Genomic DNA, 19,941 nt, shown 5'->3' on the forward strand with positions numbered 1-19,941 from the left:
CGGCTGCCTCGCCCGTCGTGCCGGGCGAGGGAGTCAGGACGAGGCGTCGCCCGCCATGTCCTGGTCCACCTGGTCGGCGAGGCTGCCGGCCTGGTCGACAGCCTGCTGCAGCCCGTCGACGTCTGTTGCGGCAGGCGACGCCGACGCGCCGGACGAGCCTCCGGCAGCAGGCCCCGTCCCGCCGGAGGGGCTGCCGGCCGCTGCCCCGCCACGGGCCGCGCTCCCGCCCGCCGTCCCGCTGAGCGAGCCGTTCGTCGTCCCGCCGCCGTGCCCCGCGAGGCCGCAGCCGGCCAGGCCGGCCACGAGCCCCGCGGTGAGCAGCAGCGCGACGCCGCCCCGGCGTGCGTCCGCGCGCAGGCTCATGCGCCGGCGCCGGGCAGGGCGGAGCACACGGTGGTGTCCGCGTTCTTCAGCCGGGTCAGCGCGTTCGCGATCTGCGGCAGGCGGTCCTGGCGCCGGTCGGCGCGCTCGTTGAGCCGCTTCGCCTGCTCGGGGTGCCCGGCGGTCGCCGCTGCGGCCGCCTTGGCGCGCAGCCAGGCCACCGAGCCCTTGGTGTCGGCCCCGGCCTCGATGCGCTGCTGCAGGGCCGTCAACCGGGCCTGCGCCTTGTGGTCGCGGGTGCACCAGGCCTGGACGGTCGCCAGGTCCGTGGTGATGGTGACGGTGTTCCCGTCGACCGTCACGTGCGTGGAGGGGCTGGGCGACGACGTGGCCGCCGGGGTCGCGTCCGGGGTGGACGTCCCGTCGGCGAGCGCCGGGACGGCGGCACCGAGCGCGAGCGCACCGGTCAGCGCGACGGTCCCGACGATGCGTGCAAGGGGCAGCGTCATGACGACTCCTTCACCAGGGCGGGCCGCTCCCGCCGACGAGGAGGACTGTCGCCGACCTCGGTTCGGGGCATGTCGGTCCTGTGTTCGGGTTCCGTCAAGACTGTTCAGCCCCGACCGTTACGGTGGGCGCCATGCTCATCGCCGCCCGGCCGTCCACCGGCCTGCGCCGGTCGACCCGCCTCGGAGCGGCATCGGCCCTGCTCGTCGTCGGACTCGTGCTGGCCGGCTGCACGCCGGCCCCCGCCAAGCACCGGACCAGCCCCACGGGCAACGCCTCGCGCACCCTGTCGGCGCCCGCCACCCCGGTCCCGGCGGACCTGAGCCGGTTCTACTCGCAGACCGTGCAGTGGAAGGGCTGCTCCGGCGTCGCGGCGCCGCAGGGCGAGACCGCCCAGTGCGGCACCGTCACCGTCCCGCTCGACTGGGCCCAGCCCGCCGGCCCGACCATCGACCTGGCCGTCGCACGGCTGAAGGCGAAGGGCTCGGACACCGTCGGGTCGATCCTGGTCAACCCGGGTGGCCCGGGCGCCTCGGCGGTCGACTTCCTCGAGACGGCCGGCACCGTGGTGAGCGCCGAGGTCCGGGACGAGTACGACCTCGTGGCCTTCGACCCCCGCGGCGTGCAGCGGTCGGCGCCGGTGAAGTGCTACGACGGCCCGCAGATGGACAAGCTGGTCTCCGCCGACTTCGACCTGTCGACGGACGCCGGCGTGCAGGCCCAGGAGAAGGCGTGGGCCGACTTCGGCGCCGCCTGCGCCCAGAACACGGGTGCGGTGCTGGGGCACGTGGATACGATCAGCTCCGCCAAGGACATGGACGTGGTGCGCGCCGCGGTCGGTGACGTGACCCTCGACTACCTCGGCTACTCGTACGGCACCAAGCTCGGCGCCACCTACGCGGCGCTGTTCCCCAAGACGGTCGGCCGCATGGTGCTCGACTCGGCGCTGGACCCGACGCTCGACGCGGACGCCGTGGCGGCCGGCCAGGCGGCCGGGTTCGAGAGCGCCCTGCGCGCGTACGTCACCGACTGCCTGGGCGGCAAGGGCTGCCCGCTGACGGGCGACGTGGACACGGCGATGAAGGAGATCGCCGGCCTGCTGACCCACACGCACACCACCCCGCTGCCCACCGGCACGTCCCGGCGGCTCACCGCGCCGCTCGCCTTCACCGGCATCGCCTACCCGCTGTACTCGCAGAAGGCCTGGCCGATGCTGACCCAGGCGCTGACCGCCGCGGTGAAGGGCGACGGCTCGGGCCTGCTGCAGCTGGCCGACGCCTACTACGACCGTGACTCCTCCGGCCGGTACACCACCAACACCACCGAGGCGTTCACCGCCATCGGCTGCCTCGACTCCCGCGGCTCGTCGGACCTGGCGACGATGCGCAGCCAGGCCGCCGCCATCAAGCAGGCGGCACCGACCGTCGGGGACTTCTTCGCGTACTCCGGTACCACCTGCGCCAGCTGGCCGGTGCCGCAGGTCACGGACCTGACCGACTACTCGGCGAAGGGTGCGCCGCCGATCGTCATCATCGGCACCACCAACGACCCGGCGACGCCCTACGTCTGGGCGCAGAAGATGGCCACGACCCTGTCGTCGGGCGTCCTGCTCACCCACGTCGGGGAGGGGCACGGCGCCTACGGCCTGTCCAACTCGTGCGTGCAGAACGCCGTGGACGACTACTTCCTCGACGGCACGGCGCCCAAGGCCGGCACGCGCTGCTGACGCCCTCCCCCGGTGTGCGCGGCCGCCGCGGACCCGCTTTGGAGGGCGGACCGGGCTCCGGGTACAGTGGGCCCGCTCGCCGTGCCGGGGGTCGCTCCGCGTCACCCCACGACGACGCCGCCTTAGCTCAGTCGGCAGAGCGTCTCACTCGTAATGAGAAGGTCGAGAGTTCGATTCTCTCAGGCGGCTCCAGCAACACCGCAGGTCACAGGCCATGATGACGGGTTTCCCGTGTATACGGGGGAGCCAATTGCGGAGCCGGTGGTAGCCAGGGTCTCCTCACCCCACCGGATCACGTGCTGACGTGGGCGGTGCTGCAGTTCCCCGACGAGCCCGGGGCTGGTTTCGCCGCGATGCAGGCACCGAAGTCGTTGTGCCCGGACTGGGGGACCAAGTAGCCGTCCCGTCGACGTGTCGGATGAGGTCCGCCCAACCGCCTGCGGGACTGTCGGTGCTGGTGTCACGATGCGTCCCATGACTGAGCAGCACAGGGTTCCCACGGTCCCGAAGGCGTCGGCGGGGCTGATCGGGTCTGGTGTGTTCTTCACCGTGGTCGGGTTCACGAACCCGTTGGCCGGTGTGGTCGCGGCGGCGACGGTGACGTCCAGCTCGTCGTACTTGTCATCGGGCACGTCCCCGGTGACCGCGGCGATGTGGGTGGGGTACGCGTGCGTGCTGCTGGGCGCGTCGTTGCTGTCGGCGGGGGCGTACCGGCTGGCGGCGCACGCAGACCGGGCAGCGGGGGTGCTGTTCCCGGCTGCCCCTTCGGCGTCCGGGGATGACGACGCCTGAACCGGGCCCCGCGCGGCACGGTGGGGCGCAAGGACGCGCTCCGAGCTCGTGACGGTCTAGGTGATAGACCGACCGCAGGCGCAGTCGGATGCGCTGGTCGCGGCCGGTGTCTTGTATGCAGAAGGCTACCTAAACGGTAGTGTTTTGCATATGGGACAGGGTGTAGGCCGGGTGCCGGCCACGATCACGGACGCACCCCTGCGCACGGTACGACCAGTGATGCTGCGCGGACTGTACGCGAACCCGGAGAAGGAGCTCGTCCGGATGCGCGACGCGGGCACGCTCGTCCAGATCGCGCGAGGCACCTACACCGCGAAGCCTGACACGGTCGCCCCAGAGGAGCTGTGGGCACCGCCGGTTGAGGAGGCCGCCATGGCGTACGCCACCGCCGCGTACGGCGACCGGGTACCCGTCCTCGCCGGGGTCGGCGCGGCCCGCTGGTGGCACGCCATCCCACGCGCCCTGGCTGTCACCGTAGTCGCCGTCCCGGAGCAGCACCGTCCCGTCACGCTGACCACGGGCGGCACGGTCGTGTTCACGGTCCGCCAAGCCGGCACCCTGGCCACCGTCGCCGTGCCCGGCACTCTCGGGACGTTCCTCGTCACCACCGCCGAGCAGACCCTCATCGACCTGGTCACGCGCCGCAACCTGGGGGGCATCCCCGACGAGGCGACCGACGCGGCCCGGGCCCTCGCCCCTCGGATCGACACGACCCGCCTGCGCGAGCTGCTCGACACCGGACCGATGACCGCTGCCGCGACCGTGACCGCCTTCCTGGCGGCGACCCTGTGAGCGGCCCCGCACCGCGCCCTACCCGCCGCGCGCGAGTCGGCACCGCAGCCCGGTCGCGGTACTCCCTGTCCAGCGCCGAAGCGTCCCAGTGGGCTGCCCGCTTCGGCGTCCCGCAGGAGCAGGTGCGCCGCGACTGCGTCATCTCCCACCTGCTCGACGTCCTCGCCCCGCACGCCGACCGAGTCATCTTCTACGGCGGTACCGCCCTGGCGCGCACACACCTGCCTGACCTGCGGTTGAGTGAGGACATCGATTTGCTGTCCGTCGGGCCCCGGCCAGCGGCCGCCAGCGTGTTGGACACCGCTATCACCGGTCTCGAAGCTCACCTCGGCCCCGTTTAGGTTTCCCCACCACTGGCCGCCGCCCGGCGCGACACCGACGCGTCCCTCGTGACCATCGCCGGAGCCACGGTCAGGGTGCAGCTCATCGACGGTCGCGCCTATGCCCGCTGGCCCACCGCGACGAGCCCTGTGGACCTGCGGTACGCCGGTCTGGGCACCGTGCAGATGGTGACCTTCACCCCCGCCGGGTTCGTCGGCGCCAAGACCGTCGCCTGGTGCGACCAGACGCGCAACGCTCCACGCGACCTGTACGACCTGTGGGCGCTCACCGAGCGCGGGTGGATCAACGCTGAAGCTGTCAGCGCGTACAAGCACGCCGGACCGACTGGGCGCGCACCCCAACGGTGGTCGTTCCCGGCTGGTCCACCGGCGCAGGAGCACTGGCTGACGTCCCTGTCGCACCAGTGCGTCCCGCGGGTCACCGCAGCGCAGGCGTACGACGTCGTCGTCGCAGCCTGGGAGCGGGCCGTCGGCTAGCGGCGACTCAGGGTCTCGACCGGACCGGCGCGCCGGTGGAGGCCCCGCGACCAGCACCGATGCCGGCGCGGGGCCTTCGTGTCTCACGGGTCCACGGAGCGTCCGGTCACCTCCGGCCCCCGGACGGGTGGAGGATTCGGACCGATGTCCAGCACACGCCCACCCGTGATGAGCGACGTCGCCGCGCTCGCCGGGGTGTCCCACCAGACGGTCTCCCGGGTCCTCAACGACCACCCCAGCGTGCGTCCGGCCACGCGACGGCGGGTGCTCGACGCCGTCGCGGCCCTCGGGTACCGCCCCAACCTCGCCGCACGGGCGCTGGTGACCCGCCGCAGCGGCACCATCGGCGTCCTCTCGTCCGGATCCGCGCTGTTCGGGCCGACCAGCACGCTGATCGCGATCGAGAACGCGGCCCGCGAGCTCGGGCTGTTCGTGTCCCTGGCCACGTTGCCGGCGTGGAGCTCGGACGACGTCGCCTCCGTGCTCGAGCACTTCATGACGGAGGGGGTCGACGGGGTCCTGGTGCTCGCGGCGCACGACGACGCGGTCGAGGCGGTGCGGGCCTTCGCCTCCCCGGTACCCGTGGTGATGGTGGGGCCGATGGACCTGCCGGCACCGTTGCGGTCGGTCGCGGTGGACCACTACACCGGCGCGCGCCAGGCGGTTCGGCACCTGCTGGACCTCGGGCACCGGGACGTGCTGCACCTGGCGGGCCCGACCGACTGGCTCGACGCACGGCGGCGCATCCAGGGCTGGCACGACGAGCTGGCGGCCGCCGGCCTCGAGTCGCGGGAGCCGAGCATCGGCGACTGGAGCGCCGACCGCGGTTACGCCGTCGGGCGGGAGCTGGTGGCGGGCGGGCTGCCGACCGCGGTGTTCGCCGCCAACGACCAGCTGGCGCTCGGCCTGCTCCGCGCGTTCTGGGAGGCCGGCCTGCGGGTGCCGGACGACGTGTCGGTGGTGGGGTTCGACGACGTCGACGGGTCCGCGCACTTCGTCCCGCCGCTGACCACCGTCCGCCAGGACTTCGGCAGGCTGGGGGAGCGCTGCCTGCAGGTGCTGCTCGAGACGATCGCCGGCGGGAGCGGGCCGGGGACCGAGCTGATCCCGACCAGCCTGGTGGTGCGGGGCAGCACGGGCGCCCCGCGCGCCTGACCCCGAGGATCGCGGGGCGCTGCGACGCCTGGCCTTGCTGAGGCGGGCCTTTGCCGACGTCAGGCGCTCGGGGTCAGGTGCTGCGTCGCCGGCGCGCGAGACGCGCCCGGCCCGTGAGTCGCCAGCCGTCCACGGCGAGGAACGCCGCGAGGTACGCGAGCGGGACCCAGGTGAGCAGGGTGTGGTAGATCGACCACGAGGTGAACCCGCCGGCCGCGAGCGCGATGACGACTCGCTCCACCATGTCCGGCCAACCGCCGCCGCGCGGCGCACCACGACCGTCACTCATGCGAACCCCCTGATCAGCGCACCTGTGCGGTCGCCAGGGCCGGGGCGACGCTAGCAGGCGGACGGGGCCGATGTGCCCCTTTCGGGGCGTTCTGCGGCATGGGGTTCACCGCTCCAGCAGCGCCTGCAGCCGCTCGAGGTCCGCTACCACCAGCGCCGCGTCCCCCCTGCAGGTGGAGGCCCTGAAATGTCGTCGACACCCGCGCCGACGAACGGGATCCTGGCGGCGCGAGGCCGACGACCGGAGGGGGTGAGCACCGATGACCGCTGTGTCCCACGGGTGCTCCCCGCGTCGTCACTGACCGGCCTGCTCGCTCGGTGCCGGGAGCCCTCCGTCAGCTGATCGGAAGGCGTCCGCCATGCACCTGCACACCTCCTCGTCCGCCGACGGCGTCGACGAGCACGACTTCACGGTCGACGACGTCCCCGGGGTCCTGTGGACCCCCAGCGGTGCCGTCGAGCCACCCCCCGCCCTGGTGCTGATGGGTCATGGCGGAGGACTGCACAAGCGCGCGCCGGGCCTCGTGGCGCGTGCTCGTCACCTGGTCGGCACCTACGGGTACGCCGTCGCGGCAGTCGACGCGCCGGGGCACGGCGACCGTCCGCGCAGCGCCGCGGACCAGCGCCTGGTCGACGCGATGCTGGCCGCCCGCGCGGCCGGTCAGCCGCTCGCGCCGATCGTCGTCGAGCTCAACGCGTCGATCGCCGAGCGGGCCGTGCCGGAGTGGCGCGCGACGGTCGATGCGCTGCAGGCCCTCCCGCAGGTCGGTGCCGAGGCGCCGATCGGGTACACCGGCCTGACGCTGGCCACCGGCATCGGGATCCCGCTGATCCTGGCCGACGCCCGCATCCGCGCGGCGGTGCTGGGCGGGTACTTCGGCACCGAGCCCGTGCTCGCCCTCGCTCGGCGGGTGACGATCCCGGTCGAGGTGATCCTCTCCTGGGACGACCCCGAGCTGGACCGCCCTTCCGGGCTGGCGCTGTTCGACGCCTTCGGATCTCCGCACAAGACGCTGCGGGCCCACGTCGGCGGCCACCACCAGGTGCCGTGGTTCGAGGTCGAGCAGTCGGAGCGGTTCCTCGAGCGGTGCCTGACGGGGAGTGGTGCCTGACGGGACCGGTGCCTGACGGGGAGTGGCGCATGACGGGGAGTGGCGCCTGACGGGGAGTGGTGCCTGACGGGGCCGGGGGTTGGCCGCGGCGCGATCCGTGGCGCACCCCCACCGATGGCCTACCGAGCGACGCCTTCCGGTCGATCGATAGGGCATGACCGCTTCCCTGGATCGACGGGACCCGCTCGTCGGGGACCCGGGCGACCCTGGGCTGACGGGGCTGCGGGACGCGTTCCTGCGGGCGCGCGTCCGCGACACCACCGTCCGCCTCAGCCTGGCGATGTTCCGCGCGCGCGGCTACGCGGAGGTGTGGGGTCGCGACGACGACGCGCGCCGGTGGGCGCAGACGGCGGCGGAGCTCCGGACCGAGCTCGACGGGCTGCAGCGGCAGCTGGACGACGACGGTGCCGATGGTGCGAACCGCGACGGTGCCGACCGCCCGTACCGCGACGGTGCCGACGGCTGGGTCGGCAGCGGTGTCGACGGCCCGGTCGAGGTGCCGGAAGCGCCCCGGAGCCGTCTCGCCTAGTGGCAGTAAAGGGTGAACTGGACGCTTGACCATGACAATCGTCCAAGATCCCTGCGCACGTGTCCTTGCAGGTCAGCCGGGGTCCCGGCGGTGAGTCGCTCACCCGGCCGGGTTATGTGACACGGTGTCGCGTCGCATTGTCATGGGGGGCGAAAACACAGGACGTTCGTCCCAGGCGCGCTCCGGCCGGGCCAGACTCACGGCATGGAACCGAACAACGAGCTCCCGACGACAGCGGACTGGCAGCTGTACATATCGGACGCGGAGATCCGCGTGGCGAAGTACGAGTGGCTGGCGGCGCGCGACGGCGACGACGAGGTGCCCGCCGAGCGGGTGGCCATCCTCTTCGAGTACTACCGGGCCCTGATCAGCCTGCAGGCCCAGCAGATCGCCGACGAGTTCCGCGCCAAGCGCCGCATCGCCTGAGACGCACCACGCGGACGCAGCGTCGCGCCCGCAGGTCTCATGCGAGGCCGGTCAAACCGAGTCGCCCGACGACGACGTCGCCGGGCGACTCCTGCGTCCGGAGGCCGACGCAACCCGGAGCATCCAGTCCCACCTGAGCTGCGCACCAGCCGGAGCGAGCCGCGGCTGCAGCTAGAGCAGCGGCGGCACCTCGCCCACCAGCACGGGGTCACCGAGCGGGCCGGTGCCGAGCGCGTCCTCGACGAACCGGTGCGCCACCTTCAACCCTGGTGCTCCGGCCTCCGAGGCCTCGATCAGCACAGCCGGGAAACCCTGACGCGGGTCGGGGACACCGGCCGGGTGCCGGTCGATCCAGCCGATCGCCACGGCGCGGGCGCCGGAGCTACGGGCCGTGTCCCGTGCCTGTCGCAGCGCCTGCGACGGCTCACCGGTGCAGGCGAGGGTGCGGGTGCCCGAGTCCTCGACCAGCATGACGAAGGCCTCGCGGTCGAACGGTCCGCGGCGCAGCACCACCAGCGCGTGCTCGAGGGCGCGCAGCGCCAGCTCCTGCGCGGCGGTCGACGGCGGGTGCGGCAGGTTGGTCGGCCGCTGGGGGGTGGCTGGCGCGGCGGCGACCGGCTCGACCGTGTCCGGCGCGGCGGCGACCGGCTCGACCGTGTCCGGCGCGGCGGCGCTTGGCTCGACCGTGGTGACCTCGACGGCGGTCGGCTCGACCGCGGTCGGCTGGGCGGTGGCCGGTCCCGTGCCGGTGACCGGGACCGCATCCGCAGCCGGTCCGGAATCGGTGCTCGCGGCGTCGGTCGGGTCCGCCGCGGCATGGTGGCGGCTGGGCAGGTGCGTTCCCGGTGCCGGTACGACGGCGGGCGTCCACGCCTCCGCCTCCGCCGGTGCGGCCTCCGGCTGGCCGCCGGCAGCGGCGAACGAGTCGGCGGGGGAGGCGGCGGGAGCCGAGGGCTGATCGTCCACAGGGGCGGGTGCCGACCCCGCGGTCCGCTCGGTGGAGCTGACGTTCTCGGTCGACACGCGGGGCTGGGGCATCGTGACGCCCGCCAGGTGCGCGGCTGCGGCGCCGAGGTAGCCGCCGATCCAGCCGCGGGCGCCGGCGTCCCACCGGTCCTGCGCGTCGGGGATCGGCACCACGGGGGCCAGGGGGTGCGCGTCGCCGACGATGCCGAGCGTCGGTCCGGACGGTCCCGGGCACACCACCCAGCGCGAACCGGCGACGTGGGTGACCAGCAGGTCGCCGAGCGCGATCCCGACCCACTCCACGAGCCCCGCCGGTGCGAGCGTGCCGGGCTGCGGGACCACCCGGTCCCAGAACCAGCTCAGCGCGCGGGAGTCGCTGCGGTCCACGCTGCCCGCGAGCGGCGCCCGCAGCCGGTCGAGGTCGGCGTGCTCGTGCGAGGTGAGGTCACGCGGGCCGACGAGGGTGGGGTCGGGCGTGAGCGTCTGCACCATCGCAGTCAACTCGGTCATGGTGTGGGGATCGACCAGCGCCGCGCCGGTCTTGAGGAACCCGGAGAGTGAGATCGCTCCCGCGGATGGTCTCGGGGGTCGTCGGTCCCAGTCGTCCGCCGCCTCCGGGCACGCGCTCCGGCGGTGGCCGGGGCTGGGCGCCGCGCGGGGCACCGGGTTAGCCTGGCTCGTCCGTCGTGCCGCGCTGCTGCGGACCCCGTCGCGCCGACCGGGGAGGTACGCCATCCGTCGTCCCGCCGCTGTCGCGCTCGCCGCCGCCCTGGTGCTGGGGGCGGGCGGCACGGGGGCGTGGGCGTGGCAGGACGGTCGTCAGCGGCCTGCGGCGGCCCTGGGCTCGGCTCGGGCTGCGGCCGCCGTGAGCGACGATGCGTCGCAGGTGTCCGGCCTGACGGCCCAGGCCGCGCAGGCGGCGGCGCAGAGCCTGACCGACCACTCCCGTGCCCAGCTGGAGCAGGTCGTCGCCGCGGCGCGTGCCGTGCTCGACGGGAGCGCGGGGCACGTGGCCGACGACGCGGTGCGCACGGCCCTCGCGGCGGCGCTCAGCGAGGCCGACCAGGCGCTCGCCGGGACCGTCGCGCCCGCCCGCGCCGCGACTCTCGGTGCCTCCGTCTCCACCGCCGCGGCGCAGGTGGCCCAGGCGCAGCAGGCGTGGCAGGCCGCGCAGACGGCCGCAGCCCAGGCGGCCGCCCAGGCTGCCGTGCGGGCGCGTGCGGCGGCGAGCCCGACGCCGACGTCGTCCGTCGACCCCTGCCGCACCACCTACACCGGGCCGCCGTTCTGGACGTCGGTGCCCACCGCGACCGGCGACGGCTCGAACGGCAACCTGCCGGCCTCGTCGATGACGGCCCTGTCCTGGACCACCGACTCGCACGGGACCCGCTTCTACCTGCTCACCCCGGCGGCGCAGGCGCTGGAGAAGCTGAACGTCGCGTTCCGGGCGGCGTTCGGGCACAACCTCGACATCGACCTGGCGTACCGGGACTACGCGACGCAGGTGGCGATGCGCGCCGCGCTCGGCACCGTCGCCGCGGTGCCGGGGACGTCGCCGCACGGGTACGGCAAGGCGATCGACGTCCCGGAGCTGCCGTGCGAGTACGGGTGGAGCAGCGTGCAGCGGGCGTGGCTGCTGGCGCACGGTCCGTCGTTCGGCTGGGTGCAGCCGGCGTGGGCGCTGCAGAACGGGTCGGGTCCGGAGTACTGGCACTACGAGTACACGGGCTGACGGGTCGCCCACGCAGCGCACCGTGACCAGCCACCGATGACCGAGGGGCCGCCCGTGCCGTCCGAGCCGCAACGCCGGGACGAGGTCCTGGCCGTGTGCCGCTCGGTGGCGGGTTGGGCGGCGGCACGTCCCGACGTCGTCGCGGTCGGGCTGGCCGGGTCGTGGGCGCGTGGCGCTGCGCGCGCGGACTCCGACGTGGACCTCGTCGTGCTGACCGACGTCCCCGAACGCTGGATCGGAGCGGACGACTGGATCGCGGCGGCGGTCGGCCAGGACGTGACGCCGGTGCGGACCCAGGCCTGGGGAGTGCTGACCGAGCGACGCGTGCGGCTCACCAGCGGCCTGGAGGTCGAGCTGGGGATCGTGCCGCGGCAGTGGGCGGACGAGCCGGTGGACGACGGCACCGCGCGGGTGGTGCGCGACGGGTTCCGCGTGCTGCACGACCCGAGGGGTGTCCTGAGCGGGCTGCTCGCGGCGCTCGGCGTCCGGGGCGACCGCTGACGAGGGGTGACGCCGGCGCCGGTCAGCGGGGGCGGTCGGCGTCCTTGCTGGGCTGCACGCGCTTGGGCTCGCCCGGCATCTTCGGGTACTCGGGCGGGTAGGGCAGGTCACCCTCGCCCTCGTCGCGCTCCTGGCGGTCGGCCAGCTCCAGCAGCGACTCGATCGAGTGGCGCGGCTCCCGGTGCGCGACCAGCGGGGCGAACAGGTCCCCGACCTCGGCGAACCGCGCCGGCATCGTCGTGACGTCGAAGTCGTCGGGTGCCACGTCGGCGACCTCGTCCCAGCGCAGGGGTGCCGACACGGTGGCGCGGGCGTTGGCCCGCACGGAGTAGGCCGAGGCGATGGTGCGGTCACGGGCCATCTGGTTGTAGTCGACGAAGATCTTCGAGCCGCGCTCCTCCTTCCACCACTTCACCGTCACCTGCTCCGGCAGCCGGCGGGTCAGCTCCCGGCCGAAGGCGATGGTGGCGCGCCGCGCCTCCGTGAAGGTCCAGCGCGGCTCGATCGGCACGAAGACGTGGATGCCCCGGCCGCCGGACGTCTTGGGAAACCCCGTCAGGCCGTGCTCGGTCAGCAGCTCGCGGACGTGCGGCGCGACCCGGGCGGCGTCGGCGAAGTCGGTGCCCGGCTGCGGGTCGAGGTCGATGCGCAGCTGGTCCGGTCGGTCGACGTCGTCGCGCACCACCGGCCACGGGTGGAAGGTCAGCGTGCCGAGGTTGGCGGCCCACGCGACGACCGCCAGCTCGGTCGGCGCCACCTCGTCGGCCGTGCGGCCGCTGGGGAAGCCGATCCGGCTGGTCTCGACGTAGTCGGGGGCGCCCTGCGGCACCCGCTTCTGGTAGAACGCGTCCCCCGACGAGTCGGCGCGGGTGGCGCGCTTGGCGTCCGCGAACCAGCCGCGCGGCCAGCGCTCGAGCGTCGTCGGGCGGTCCAGCAGCGCGCCGAGGATGCCGTCACCCACCGCGACGAAGTACTCCACCACGTCGAGCTTGGTCAGCCCCCGCTCGCGGAAGTAGACCCGGTCCGGGTTGGACACGCGCACGGTGCGGCCGCGCACCTCGAGCTCGACGGCGGGCGTGCTGGCGCTCGGCATGGGCTCACGCTAGAGCCGCCCACCGACACCGGCACCCCCTGCCACCGGCCCGCCCGTTCAGCTCAGCAGCCCGCGGTGGTGGGCCACCGCGACGGCCTCCGCGCGGCCGGACACGCCGAGCTTGGCCAGCAGGTTGGAGATGTGCACGGACACGGTCTTGGCGGAGATGAACAGCCGCTCGCCGATCTGCCGGTTGGACAGCCCCTGGGCCACCAGGCGCAGCACCTCCGCCTCGCGGGCCGTCAGCACGTCGGCCGTCTCCGCCCGGGTGCCGGGCAGCTCCAGCCGGCCGCGGCGCGCCAGCGCCCGCACCGCGGTGGCCAGCGGCCGCGCCCCCATCGCCTCGGCCTCCGCCAGCGCGGTCAACGCCTGCCCCTGGGCACCGCTGCGGTCGCCGACGGCCAGCAGCGCCTCGGCCCACCGCCACCGGGTGCGGGCCACCTCGTACCGGAACCCGCTGCCGAACTCCGCCACCGCCGCCGCCCACAGCTCCGGCTCCGGCCGACCGGTCAGCCGCGCGTGCTCGGCGCGGGCCCGGGCCGCCCAGCCGCGACCCTCCGGTCCCAGCCGGCCACCGCGTGGACGACCCTTCACCGCGGTGTCTTCGGCGTGCGACAGCAGCCGCTCACCGGCCTCGAGCCGCCGCGTGACGTCCCGGCCGGCGAGCCGCTCCTCCTCCGCCGCGTCCGCGTGCGCCGCCAGCGCGAGCGCGCACACCCAGATGCCGCCCAGCACGTACTCGCCCCAGGAGGCGGCGACCCCGGTCAGCACGTCGGCGGCCAGCTCGACCGCGGCGTCCGGCTCGCCCCGCCACGTCAGCGCGTCCACCGTGGTGCCGCCCGCGATCAGCAGGATCTGCGGGTCCCGGTCCCGGTGGGTGACCAGCGCCCGGCCGCGCTCGACGGCGTCCTCGTCACCCCGCGCGACGGCGGCGTACGTGCACGCCACGGACAGCCAGGACGTGTGCTCGTCCCACTGGTCGACGGGGGCCCGCGCCGCCGACCCGGGCGTCAGGTCGCCGGACTGGTACCGGATCAGCTCCGCCATCCAGCGCAGCTCGAGGGTGTAGGCACCGCGGCCGGCGCCGAGCCGCTCGGCGCGCGCCACGCTGCTCGCCGCGAGCGCGGCCGCCCCGGCGAGGTCACCGGCGTAGTACCGGCCGGACACCAGGTTGAACCGGGTCCGCAGCTCCGTCGCCAGGTCCCCGGACTCCTCGGCACGCACCAGCGCCGCCTCGAGCAGCTCCTCGGACCGTTCCGGCGACTCCCGCACCAGCAGCGCCCGTGTGGTCAGCGCGTCCGACTCCGCGTCGGTGGCACCCACGGCCCGCGCCACCTCGAGCGCCTGCGCCGCGACCACCTCCGCCTCCTCGTCGAGGTCCACGTTCATCGCCGCGCGCGCGTACGTCGCGAGCGCCCACGCGCGGTCGGCGGACGGCTCGTCGAGCACCGCAACGGCGCGGGACGCCTCGGTCCGGGCCTCGTGCACCCGGTCCGCGTCGAGCAGGAACCGGGCGAGCGCCGTGCGGCAGCCCGCCTGGCGGCGGGGGTCGTGGCCGGTCTCGTCGACCGCTGCGCGGGCCAGCTGCAGGGCGTGGTCCGCCCGCCCGGCCTCCGATGCCGCTCCCGCCGCCAGGCCCAGGAGCGCCACGTGGTCCTCCGGCAGCCCGGCGGCCGCACGAGGTGCCGCGTCCCACAGCCGGAGGACCACCTCGAGGTGCTGCAGCTGCTCCTCGGGCGCCAGCACGGCCTGCGCCTCGCGGGCCGCGGCGTAGGAGGCGGTGAGCGCGACGTCGAGGTCCGGCGCGCGCAGCGCGTGGCTGGCCAGGCGGGCGGACGAGGCGACGGTCGGGTCGGCCTGCATCGCCCGGAGGTAGGCGCGGTGCAGGCCCGACTTCTCGCCCGGCAGCAGGTCCCCGTACACCGCCTCGGCCAGCAGGGCGTGCCGGAACGCGATGCGGCCGCCGTCCTCGGCGGCCAGCACGTGCTGGGCGACGGCGTCCCGCAGGGCGAGGTCGACGGCGCCCGGCCCGCTCAGCACCGCGGAGTCGTCGGCCGCGGCCGCGGCGCGCAGCAGCGTCTCCGGGACGCTGCGTCCCGCGGCGGCGACCAGCTCCGCCAGCCGCTGGGACGCGGGCTGCAGCGCCTCCAGCCGCACGCGCAGCACGTCGACCAGGGACCACGGCAGCTCGTCCGTCTCGGGACCGGCCGCCAGCAGCTCCTCGGCGAAGTACGCGTTGCCCTCCGAGCGGGCGACCACCCGGCCGAAGGTGTCGTCGTCCAAGGGAGCACCGAGCACGGCCGTGGTGAACTCCCGCAGCTCCGGCTCGTCGAACGGCAGCAGCTCCAGCCGTTGCACGCGCGGGTGCCGCACCAGCTCGGCGATCAGCGGGCGCAGGGCGTGGCGGCGGTGCAGGTCGTCCGTGCGGTACGTGGCGACCAGCAGCAGGTGCTGCATGGCGAGCCGGCTGACCAGGAACCGCAGCAGGTCCCGCGAGGAGGCGTCCGCCCAGTGCAGGTCCTCCAGGACCACCAGCAGCGGCCGCTCGGCCGTGCCCATGCGGGCCAGCACGTCCGCCACGCCCTCGAACAGCTCGAACCGGTCCTGGGCGTCGTCGGCCCGGGCCGGCCGGTCCGTCCCGCCGGGCAGCAGCCGGCCCAGCGCCGGGCGGTCCGCCACCACCGCGTCGACCACGTCCGGCTCCACGCCCTGCAGCGTCGCGAGCGCCGCCGCGAACGGCAGGTACGGCAGCCCGATCTCACCGAGGTCGACGCACGCCGACACGACCGTCCGGGCGCCGGACTGCTTGGCCAGGCTCCTCACGTGGCGCACCAGCCGCGTCTTGCCGACGCCGGCGTCACCGGCGACCACCACCAGCGACGGGTCGCCCGCGCTCGCGCCCTCGAACGCCTCCCAGAGGCGCTCGACCTGTGCCGCACGGGCGACGAACGGCGTGCTCATCGGGCTGCGTGCCATGCCCCCGATCCTCGCAGGGACCACCCACGCAGCCACCTCCTTACCGACCCACGGCCGCCCGACCGCTGCCGGTCGGCGGCGTCGCGGTGCGCGGCGCGCTCGGCACGGGCTGCACGGCTGAGGTACGCCGCCCGGCGTGCCTCGCCCAGCTCGTCCAGCAGGTGCTCGCGACGGTAGGCCAGCTCGGCGTCGACCGCCGGTGCCTGCCACGTCCTCGTGATCTCGATCATGGTGGTCCGCTCCCCGTCCTTCGTCCTTCTCCGTGTGATGACCCCAAGGTCGTCGTGAGGCCCGGGTCGGCGGATCGGTCGATCGCCCAGTCCTGCGGATGCGGTGCGCCCGACGAGGTCTGAGGTGGCCCCGGCGGCCCCTGAGGTGGCCAGCCCGCCGTGCTGAGGCGGCGCGCCGAGGGGCTCAGGGACGAACCGGGGACGGATCAGGGCTGTCCCGGATGGGCCGGGACGGACCCCCGACGCCAGGCTGGGAGCACACCGGCCCGTACGGAGCCGGCACCACGACGAGACGGCGCACGGCGCCGGGAGCGCGGGACGACCGACGGGCGGACACCCGCCCCGGACGTCCGGTGACGGGAGGACGAGATGAGCACCATCCAGGAGCCGCTGGGCCGTACGGGCCTGATCCGGGTCTACGAGGGGCGGGTCGTCGCCGGCGTGTGCGCCGGCATCGGGCGGCGCATCGGCCTGGGCCCGTGGGTGACGCGGCTGCTGTTCCTGCTGGCCAACCTGGTGATCCCCGGCAGCTTCCTCATCGTCTACATCGCGCTGTGGATCCTCATGCCGATCGAGTCGCCGGTGTGGCGGCCGGCCCCGCCGGTGCGTCGCTGACCCCTCCGGCACGTGCGGCAGGGCCGGGCGCGGCCGGTCGGCGGCCGTGGATCACCCATCGGTGCGCGCGCCTCGGAGGGCGCCGCGGACGACCATCGGGCACGCTGGTCCCGTGGGCGACGTCCGAGACCTCTCCAGCGCACCGAGTGCGCGCCGGAGCGGCTGGCGCCCGGTCGACGACGAGCTGACGCTGCGCGCCGAGCGGCACGCACCTCGGCTGGCCCGCCACTGGGTGATGCGAGCCATCGCGGCCGAGGGTGTGGTCGGCTCGAACAACCAGGTGATCGAGCTGCTGACCGGTGAGCTGGTCTCCAACGCGGTGGTGCACGGGCCCGTCGACGGCGAGGTGCTGGTGGGCCTGCGGATCGACCGGCGCACCGTCCGGGTGAGCGTCCGGGACACCGGCCAGGGCCGCCCCCGCGTGCGGCACCCCGAGCCGACCGCGCCGAGCGGCCGCGGCCTGGCCCTGGTCGAGGCGTTGTCGTCCGCATGGGGCACCGCGACCCACCCCGACGGCGGCAAGACGGTGTGGTTCGACGTCGAGCTGGAGGACTAGAGCCGACCTCGTCGGCCGTCCCGGCGACGGTTCGGGGGGCGTGCCGGCCCCGCTGGCCTGGGCGTTCGTCGCTCTCCCGGTGCGACCTGAGACCCTACGGCGTAGTTTCGTCGCGCATGCGTGGGTTGTCCGCGCGACGGAGCTGCGCAGATTCGGGCACAGCGGTGGACGACGAAGGAGCGCTCGGGGATGACCGACGGCAGCAGCCTGACGACCAGCACGGGGCGTGTCCCCACCATCACGGCCGAGGTCCGCGACGACGGCACGGGCGAGCTGGTGGTGGACGGCGACCGCCGTCCGGTGGTTCGCGAGGACCTGGCGCAGGCCGGTGCCGAGGTGACGTCGCAGGTCGCGGCGCTGGCCGCGGAGCTCGGCAGGCCGCTGCCGGTGCAGGTGCGCGACCCCGACGGGGTGTGGTCGCTGCTGATCCACCCGGACGGACGGGTGGACGAGGCGCCGCGGGAGCCCGACGAGCCCGACGAGCTTGCGCCGCCGGTGCCGGCCGCGCCGATACCTTCCGGCGCACCGGTGCCGGGAGCCTCCGCGCCGATCGGCGCCCCCGTGCCGACCGCCGGGCCCACGCCGGCCGGTGCGGCGGCTCCCGCCTCGTCGTCGGACGCCCGCACCGCGGAGGCGCGCACCGCCGAGGCCCGCGCCACCGACACCCGCAGCACGGAGACCCGCACCACCGCCGACGCCGCCGCCAGCCGGCGCCGCGACGGCGAGGTGCTGCCCACGCTCGAGGACCTGGTGTCCGTCCGCCGGTCGGACCGCAACGGCCCCGCCCGCCAGGGCTGGCAGCGCGGCGTGCGCACGCTGACGTTCGGCGCCGTCAAGCCGGGGCCGGGCCGCGCCGAGCGCCGGCTGCGTGCCGACGTCGCGGCCGTGCGCCGGTCCCTCGACGGCCCGCGCACCGTCGTGGTGATCAACCCCAAGGGCGGCGCCCACAAGACGACGGCCACCATGCTGCTCGCCTCGACGTTCGGGCTGCAGCGCGGCGGGTACACCCTCGCCTGGGACAACAACGAGACGCACGGCACCCTGGGCTGGCGGTCCGCGCCCTCGGACCACACCCGCACCGCCGTCGACCTGCTGCGCTCGCTGCCGACGCTGACCTCGCACGGCGCCGTGCGGATCGGCGACCTCGACGGGTACATGCGCACCCAGCCGACCGAGCAGTTCGACGTGCTCGCCTCGGACGAGAACGCCGCCTCGGTCGCCTCCGTCGACGCGGAGAGCTTCCAGCGTCTGCACCGGCTGCTGTCGCAGTTCTACCGGGTGCTGGTGGTCGACACGGGCAACAACATGCGCGCCTCCAACTGGCGTGCGGCCGTCGACTCCGCCGACCAGCTGGTGGTGGTCACCACGGTCCGCGAGGACACCGCGCAGTCGGCCGCGTGGGCCCTGGACGCCCTGCGGGCGATGGGCCACGAGGACGCCGTCCGCAAGGCGGTGACCGTGCTGTCCGCACCCGACCCCAAGGTGGACAAGGCGCTGGCCAAGCGGCTGCGCAACCACTTCGGGGCGCTGACCAGGACGGTCGTCGAGGTGCCCTACGAGCGGGCGCTGGTGTCCGGCGGGCCGATCGACTACGAGAAGCTGCGGCCGGCCACCCGGCGGGCGTGGCTGCGGGCGACGGCGGCGGTGGCCGAGGGGCTCTGAGGGCTCGTCGTCGAGCGCCTGCGCGGACCGTGCGCAGAGCGCCCGCGCGGCGTGCGGCGGTTCCGCACCGTGCGGCGTGCAAGATCCGGCACGCTGGGCACACCACAGGGGTGTCCGTGCGTCCGCGCCTCCAGGAGCCACCGTGTCAGCGAGGACCTCGCTCGAGCCGACCACCGTGTCGGCGCACGACGAGGCGTGGTTCACCACGCTCGTCCGCCAGCACGCCACCGCCGTGCACCGGTACCTGGTGCGCCGCGACGGCACCGGGGACGCGGACGACCTGACGGCCGACGTGCTGGTGGTCGCCTGGCGGCGGCGCGAGGACGTGCCGGACGGCGCCGAGCTGCCGTGGCTGTACCGGACGGCGGCGTACGTGCTGGCGAACCACCGGCGCAAGGTGCGTCCCCTGGTGACGGACCAGCTGCCCGAGCCGCCGGAGGCCGACGACGACCCCGCGCTGCGTGCCGTCGGCGACGACCGGGTGCGCCGGGTGCTCGCCGGTCTGGCGCCCAGGGACCGGCAGATCCTGCTGCTCGCCGCCTGGGAGGGGTTGGGCGGTGCCGAGCTGGCCGCGGTGCTGGGGATCGGCAGGGGCGGTGCCGATGCGGCGCTGAGCCGTGCGCGGGCGCGGCTGGCGGCGGCGTGGGCGGCCGACGAGGACTGACGAGCGGCCGACGGGCCGTCGCAGGCGTTTCCGCGCCGGGGCGATCGCCTTCGGCGTGGCGTGCAAGGTCGGCGGCGCCACGGACACAGGACGGATGACGGGTCGCGTGGGCGGCCCCGACGGAGGTCGACGGAGGTCGTCATGAGCGAGAAGCTGCCGGGCTGGACGCCGTCCGACGGGTCGGTCCCCCCGGACGTGCCGTCGGCGCCCGAGCCCCCGGTGGGTGACGACCCGGTGCTCGATGACGACCCGGCGTTCGAGGACGACCCCGCGTTCGACCGGCTGCGCGGCGCCGACCCCGCCGCCGGCGCGACACCGGACCCGGATCGCCTGGCAGCGACGCTGCGGGCCGCGACCGGTGTCGACGTCGGCCGCACGGACGTGGCGACGGCCTCGGGCGCGGCCGCGGAGGCGGCGCGACGGCGCTGGGGGCTGCGCTCCGTCCCGGCCCGGTGGCTGCAGGTCGCGGCGGCCGTCGCG

20 protein-coding genes, 1 tRNA gene and 2 pseudogenes are annotated in these 19,941 nt (G+C 75.0%); 16 read left to right on the top strand and 7 right to left on the bottom strand.

What is annotated here, in order from left to right:
* Positions 1-33: 33 nt before the first annotated feature.
* Together N0B34_RS10255 and N0B34_RS10260 are read right to left on the bottom strand one after the other, a co-directional pair.
* Positions 34-363: a hypothetical protein gene (locus N0B34_RS10255; RefSeq protein ID WP_263731273.1), complete on the bottom strand. Its 330-nt coding sequence runs from the start codon at positions 361-363 to the stop codon at positions 34-36.
* Complete coding sequence (locus tag N0B34_RS10260; RefSeq protein ID WP_263731274.1) at positions 360-830, bottom strand: hypothetical protein; 471 nt, start codon at positions 828-830, stop codon at positions 360-362. Before N0B34_RS10260 ends, N0B34_RS10255 begins: the two co-directional genes overlap by 4 nt.
* Positions 831-961: 131 nt before the next feature.
* Between N0B34_RS10260 and N0B34_RS10265 the strand changes: the two genes are divergently transcribed.
* The 6 genes and pseudogenes from N0B34_RS10265 (at position 962) to N0B34_RS10290 (ending at position 6,111) form a co-directional block, all read left to right on the top strand.
* The gene (locus tag N0B34_RS10265) at positions 962-2,554 is read left to right on the top strand and encodes an alpha/beta hydrolase (RefSeq protein ID WP_263731275.1); all 1,593 of its coding nucleotides are present in this window, start codon (positions 962-964) and stop codon (positions 2,552-2,554) included.
* A 116-nt stretch (positions 2,555-2,670) separates the two neighbouring features.
* Positions 2,671-2,746: transfer RNA gene (locus N0B34_RS10270), tRNA-Thr, on the top strand.
* Positions 2,747-3,028: 282 nt separating this feature from the next.
* Positions 3,029-3,346: a hypothetical protein gene (locus N0B34_RS10275; protein WP_263731276.1), complete on the top strand. Its 318-nt coding sequence runs from the start codon at positions 3,029-3,031 to the stop codon at positions 3,344-3,346.
* A gap of 219 nt (positions 3,347-3,565) precedes the next feature.
* On the top strand, positions 3,566-4,138 hold the full coding sequence (locus tag N0B34_RS10280) for a type IV toxin-antitoxin system AbiEi family antitoxin domain-containing protein (protein ID WP_263731277.1): 573 nt from the start codon (positions 3,566-3,568) through the stop codon (positions 4,136-4,138).
* 122 nt (positions 4,139-4,260) lie between these two features.
* A pseudogene (locus N0B34_RS10285) lies at positions 4,261-4,956 on the top strand (nucleotidyl transferase AbiEii/AbiGii toxin family protein).
* A 144-nt stretch (positions 4,957-5,100) separates the two neighbouring features.
* Positions 5,101-6,111, top strand: coding sequence for a LacI family DNA-binding transcriptional regulator (locus tag N0B34_RS10290; RefSeq protein WP_263731278.1), 1,011 nt, complete (start codon positions 5,101-5,103; stop codon positions 6,109-6,111).
* Positions 6,112-6,184: 73 nt separating this feature from the next.
* On the opposite strand, the gene N0B34_RS10295 is transcribed toward N0B34_RS10290, so the two are convergent.
* Positions 6,185-6,400: a hypothetical protein gene (locus N0B34_RS10295; protein WP_263731279.1), complete on the bottom strand. Its 216-nt coding sequence runs from the start codon at positions 6,398-6,400 to the stop codon at positions 6,185-6,187.
* Between the two features lie 358 nt (positions 6,401-6,758).
* On the opposite strand from N0B34_RS10295, the gene N0B34_RS10300 reads away from it, so the two are divergent.
* From N0B34_RS10300 to N0B34_RS10310, 3 genes are all read left to right on the top strand, one after another.
* Positions 6,759-7,511, top strand: coding sequence for an alpha/beta hydrolase (locus N0B34_RS10300; protein ID WP_263731280.1), 753 nt, complete (start codon positions 6,759-6,761; stop codon positions 7,509-7,511).
* A 154-nt stretch (positions 7,512-7,665) separates the two neighbouring features.
* Positions 7,666-8,040, top strand: coding sequence for a hypothetical protein (locus N0B34_RS10305; RefSeq protein WP_263731281.1), 375 nt, complete (start codon positions 7,666-7,668; stop codon positions 8,038-8,040).
* A 204-nt stretch (positions 8,041-8,244) separates the two neighbouring features.
* Entirely contained in the window at positions 8,245-8,466 is a 222-nt protein-coding gene (locus N0B34_RS10310) for a hypothetical protein (RefSeq protein ID WP_263731282.1), read from the top strand.
* Positions 8,467-8,637: 171 nt separating this feature from the next.
* On the opposite strand, the gene N0B34_RS10315 is transcribed toward N0B34_RS10310, so the two are convergent.
* Complete coding sequence (locus N0B34_RS10315; RefSeq protein ID WP_263731283.1) at positions 8,638-9,942, bottom strand: hypothetical protein; 1,305 nt, start codon at positions 9,940-9,942, stop codon at positions 8,638-8,640.
* Between the two features lie 355 nt (positions 9,943-10,297).
* Here N0B34_RS10315 and N0B34_RS10320 point away from each other — a divergent pair, with 355 nt between their 5' ends.
* Entirely contained in the window at positions 10,298-11,164 is an 867-nt protein-coding gene (locus N0B34_RS10320) for a M15 family metallopeptidase (RefSeq protein WP_263731285.1), read from the top strand.
* A 36-nt stretch (positions 11,165-11,200) separates the two neighbouring features.
* The gene (locus tag N0B34_RS10325; RefSeq protein ID WP_263731286.1) at positions 11,201-11,665 is read left to right on the top strand and encodes a nucleotidyltransferase family protein; all 465 of its coding nucleotides are present in this window, start codon (positions 11,201-11,203) and stop codon (positions 11,663-11,665) included.
* 22 nt (positions 11,666-11,687) lie between these two features.
* Here the strand turns inward: N0B34_RS10325 and ligD are convergent, their stop codons facing one another.
* From ligD to N0B34_RS10340, 3 genes are read right to left on the bottom strand one after another with little or no spacing between them, the layout of a single operon-like run.
* The gene (gene ligD / locus N0B34_RS10330) at positions 11,688-12,758 is read right to left on the bottom strand and encodes a non-homologous end-joining DNA ligase (RefSeq protein ID WP_263731287.1); all 1,071 of its coding nucleotides are present in this window, start codon (positions 12,756-12,758) and stop codon (positions 11,688-11,690) included.
* Positions 12,759-12,815: 57 nt separating this feature from the next.
* Positions 12,816-15,734 (bottom strand): helix-turn-helix transcriptional regulator, encoded by a 2,919-nt coding sequence (locus N0B34_RS10335; protein ID WP_263731288.1) that lies wholly within the window; start codon positions 15,732-15,734, stop codon positions 12,816-12,818.
* Entirely contained in the window at positions 15,716-15,964 is a 249-nt protein-coding gene (locus N0B34_RS10340) for a hypothetical protein (protein ID WP_263731289.1), read from the bottom strand. Before N0B34_RS10340 ends, N0B34_RS10335 begins: the two co-directional genes overlap by 19 nt.
* A gap of 369 nt (positions 15,965-16,333) precedes the next feature.
* Between N0B34_RS10340 and N0B34_RS10345 the strand changes: the two genes are divergently transcribed.
* The 5 genes and pseudogenes from N0B34_RS10345 to N0B34_RS10365 form a co-directional block, all read left to right on the top strand.
* The gene (locus N0B34_RS10345; protein ID WP_263731290.1) at positions 16,334-16,579 is read left to right on the top strand and encodes a PspC domain-containing protein; all 246 of its coding nucleotides are present in this window, start codon (positions 16,334-16,336) and stop codon (positions 16,577-16,579) included.
* Between the two features lie 112 nt (positions 16,580-16,691).
* Positions 16,692-17,135, top strand: coding sequence for an ATP-binding protein (locus N0B34_RS10350; protein ID WP_263731291.1), 444 nt, complete (start codon positions 16,692-16,694; stop codon positions 17,133-17,135).
* A gap of 189 nt (positions 17,136-17,324) precedes the next feature.
* Positions 17,325-18,797 carry a MinD/ParA family protein gene (locus N0B34_RS10355; protein WP_263731292.1) on the top strand — a complete coding sequence of 491 codons (1,473 nt, stop codon included), beginning with the start codon at positions 17,325-17,327 and terminating at the stop codon, positions 18,795-18,797.
* A gap of 142 nt (positions 18,798-18,939) precedes the next feature.
* Entirely contained in the window at positions 18,940-19,461 is a 522-nt protein-coding gene (locus tag N0B34_RS10360; RefSeq protein ID WP_263731293.1) for an RNA polymerase sigma factor, read from the top strand.
* 141 nt (positions 19,462-19,602) lie between these two features.
* Positions 19,603-19,941 (top strand): annotated as a pseudogene (locus N0B34_RS10365) (hypothetical protein); the annotation flags it as partial.

Origin of the sequence: Cellulomonas sp. SG140 (assembly GCF_025770785.1) — a bacterium.
Taxonomy (GTDB): Bacteria; Actinomycetota; Actinomycetes; order Actinomycetales; family Cellulomonadaceae; genus Cellulomonas.

Coding starts and splice junctions, on each gene's coding strand:
- N0B34_RS10255 (WP_263731273.1), bottom strand. CDS start 363: ATGAGCCTGCGCGCGGACGCACGCCGGGGCGGCGTCGCGCTGCTGCTC.
- N0B34_RS10260 (WP_263731274.1), bottom strand. CDS start 830: ATGACGCTGCCCCTTGCACGCATCGTCGGGACCGTCGCGCTGACCGGT.
- N0B34_RS10265 (WP_263731275.1), top strand. CDS start 962: ATGCTCATCGCCGCCCGGCCGTCCACCGGCCTGCGCCGGTCGACCCGC.
- N0B34_RS10275 (WP_263731276.1), top strand. CDS start 3,029: ATGACTGAGCAGCACAGGGTTCCCACGGTCCCGAAGGCGTCGGCGGGG.
- N0B34_RS10280 (WP_263731277.1), top strand. CDS start 3,566: ATGCTGCGCGGACTGTACGCGAACCCGGAGAAGGAGCTCGTCCGGATG.
- N0B34_RS10290 (WP_263731278.1), top strand. CDS start 5,101: ATGTCCAGCACACGCCCACCCGTGATGAGCGACGTCGCCGCGCTCGCC.
- N0B34_RS10295 (WP_263731279.1), bottom strand. CDS start 6,400: ATGAGTGACGGTCGTGGTGCGCCGCGCGGCGGCGGTTGGCCGGACATG.
- N0B34_RS10300 (WP_263731280.1), top strand. CDS start 6,759: ATGCACCTGCACACCTCCTCGTCCGCCGACGGCGTCGACGAGCACGAC.
- N0B34_RS10305 (WP_263731281.1), top strand. CDS start 7,666: ATGACCGCTTCCCTGGATCGACGGGACCCGCTCGTCGGGGACCCGGGC.
- N0B34_RS10310 (WP_263731282.1), top strand. CDS start 8,245: ATGGAACCGAACAACGAGCTCCCGACGACAGCGGACTGGCAGCTGTAC.
- N0B34_RS10315 (WP_263731283.1), bottom strand. CDS start 9,942: ATGACCGAGTTGACTGCGATGGTGCAGACGCTCACGCCCGACCCCACC.
- N0B34_RS10325 (WP_263731286.1), top strand. CDS start 11,201: ATGACCGAGGGGCCGCCCGTGCCGTCCGAGCCGCAACGCCGGGACGAG.
- ligD (WP_263731287.1), bottom strand. CDS start 12,758: ATGCCGAGCGCCAGCACGCCCGCCGTCGAGCTCGAGGTGCGCGGCCGC.
- N0B34_RS10335 (WP_263731288.1), bottom strand. CDS start 15,734: ATGGCACGCAGCCCGATGAGCACGCCGTTCGTCGCCCGTGCGGCACAG.
- N0B34_RS10340 (WP_263731289.1), bottom strand. CDS start 15,964: ATGATCGAGATCACGAGGACGTGGCAGGCACCGGCGGTCGACGCCGAG.
- N0B34_RS10345 (WP_263731290.1), top strand. CDS start 16,334: ATGAGCACCATCCAGGAGCCGCTGGGCCGTACGGGCCTGATCCGGGTC.
- N0B34_RS10355 (WP_263731292.1), top strand. CDS start 17,325: ATGACCGACGGCAGCAGCCTGACGACCAGCACGGGGCGTGTCCCCACC.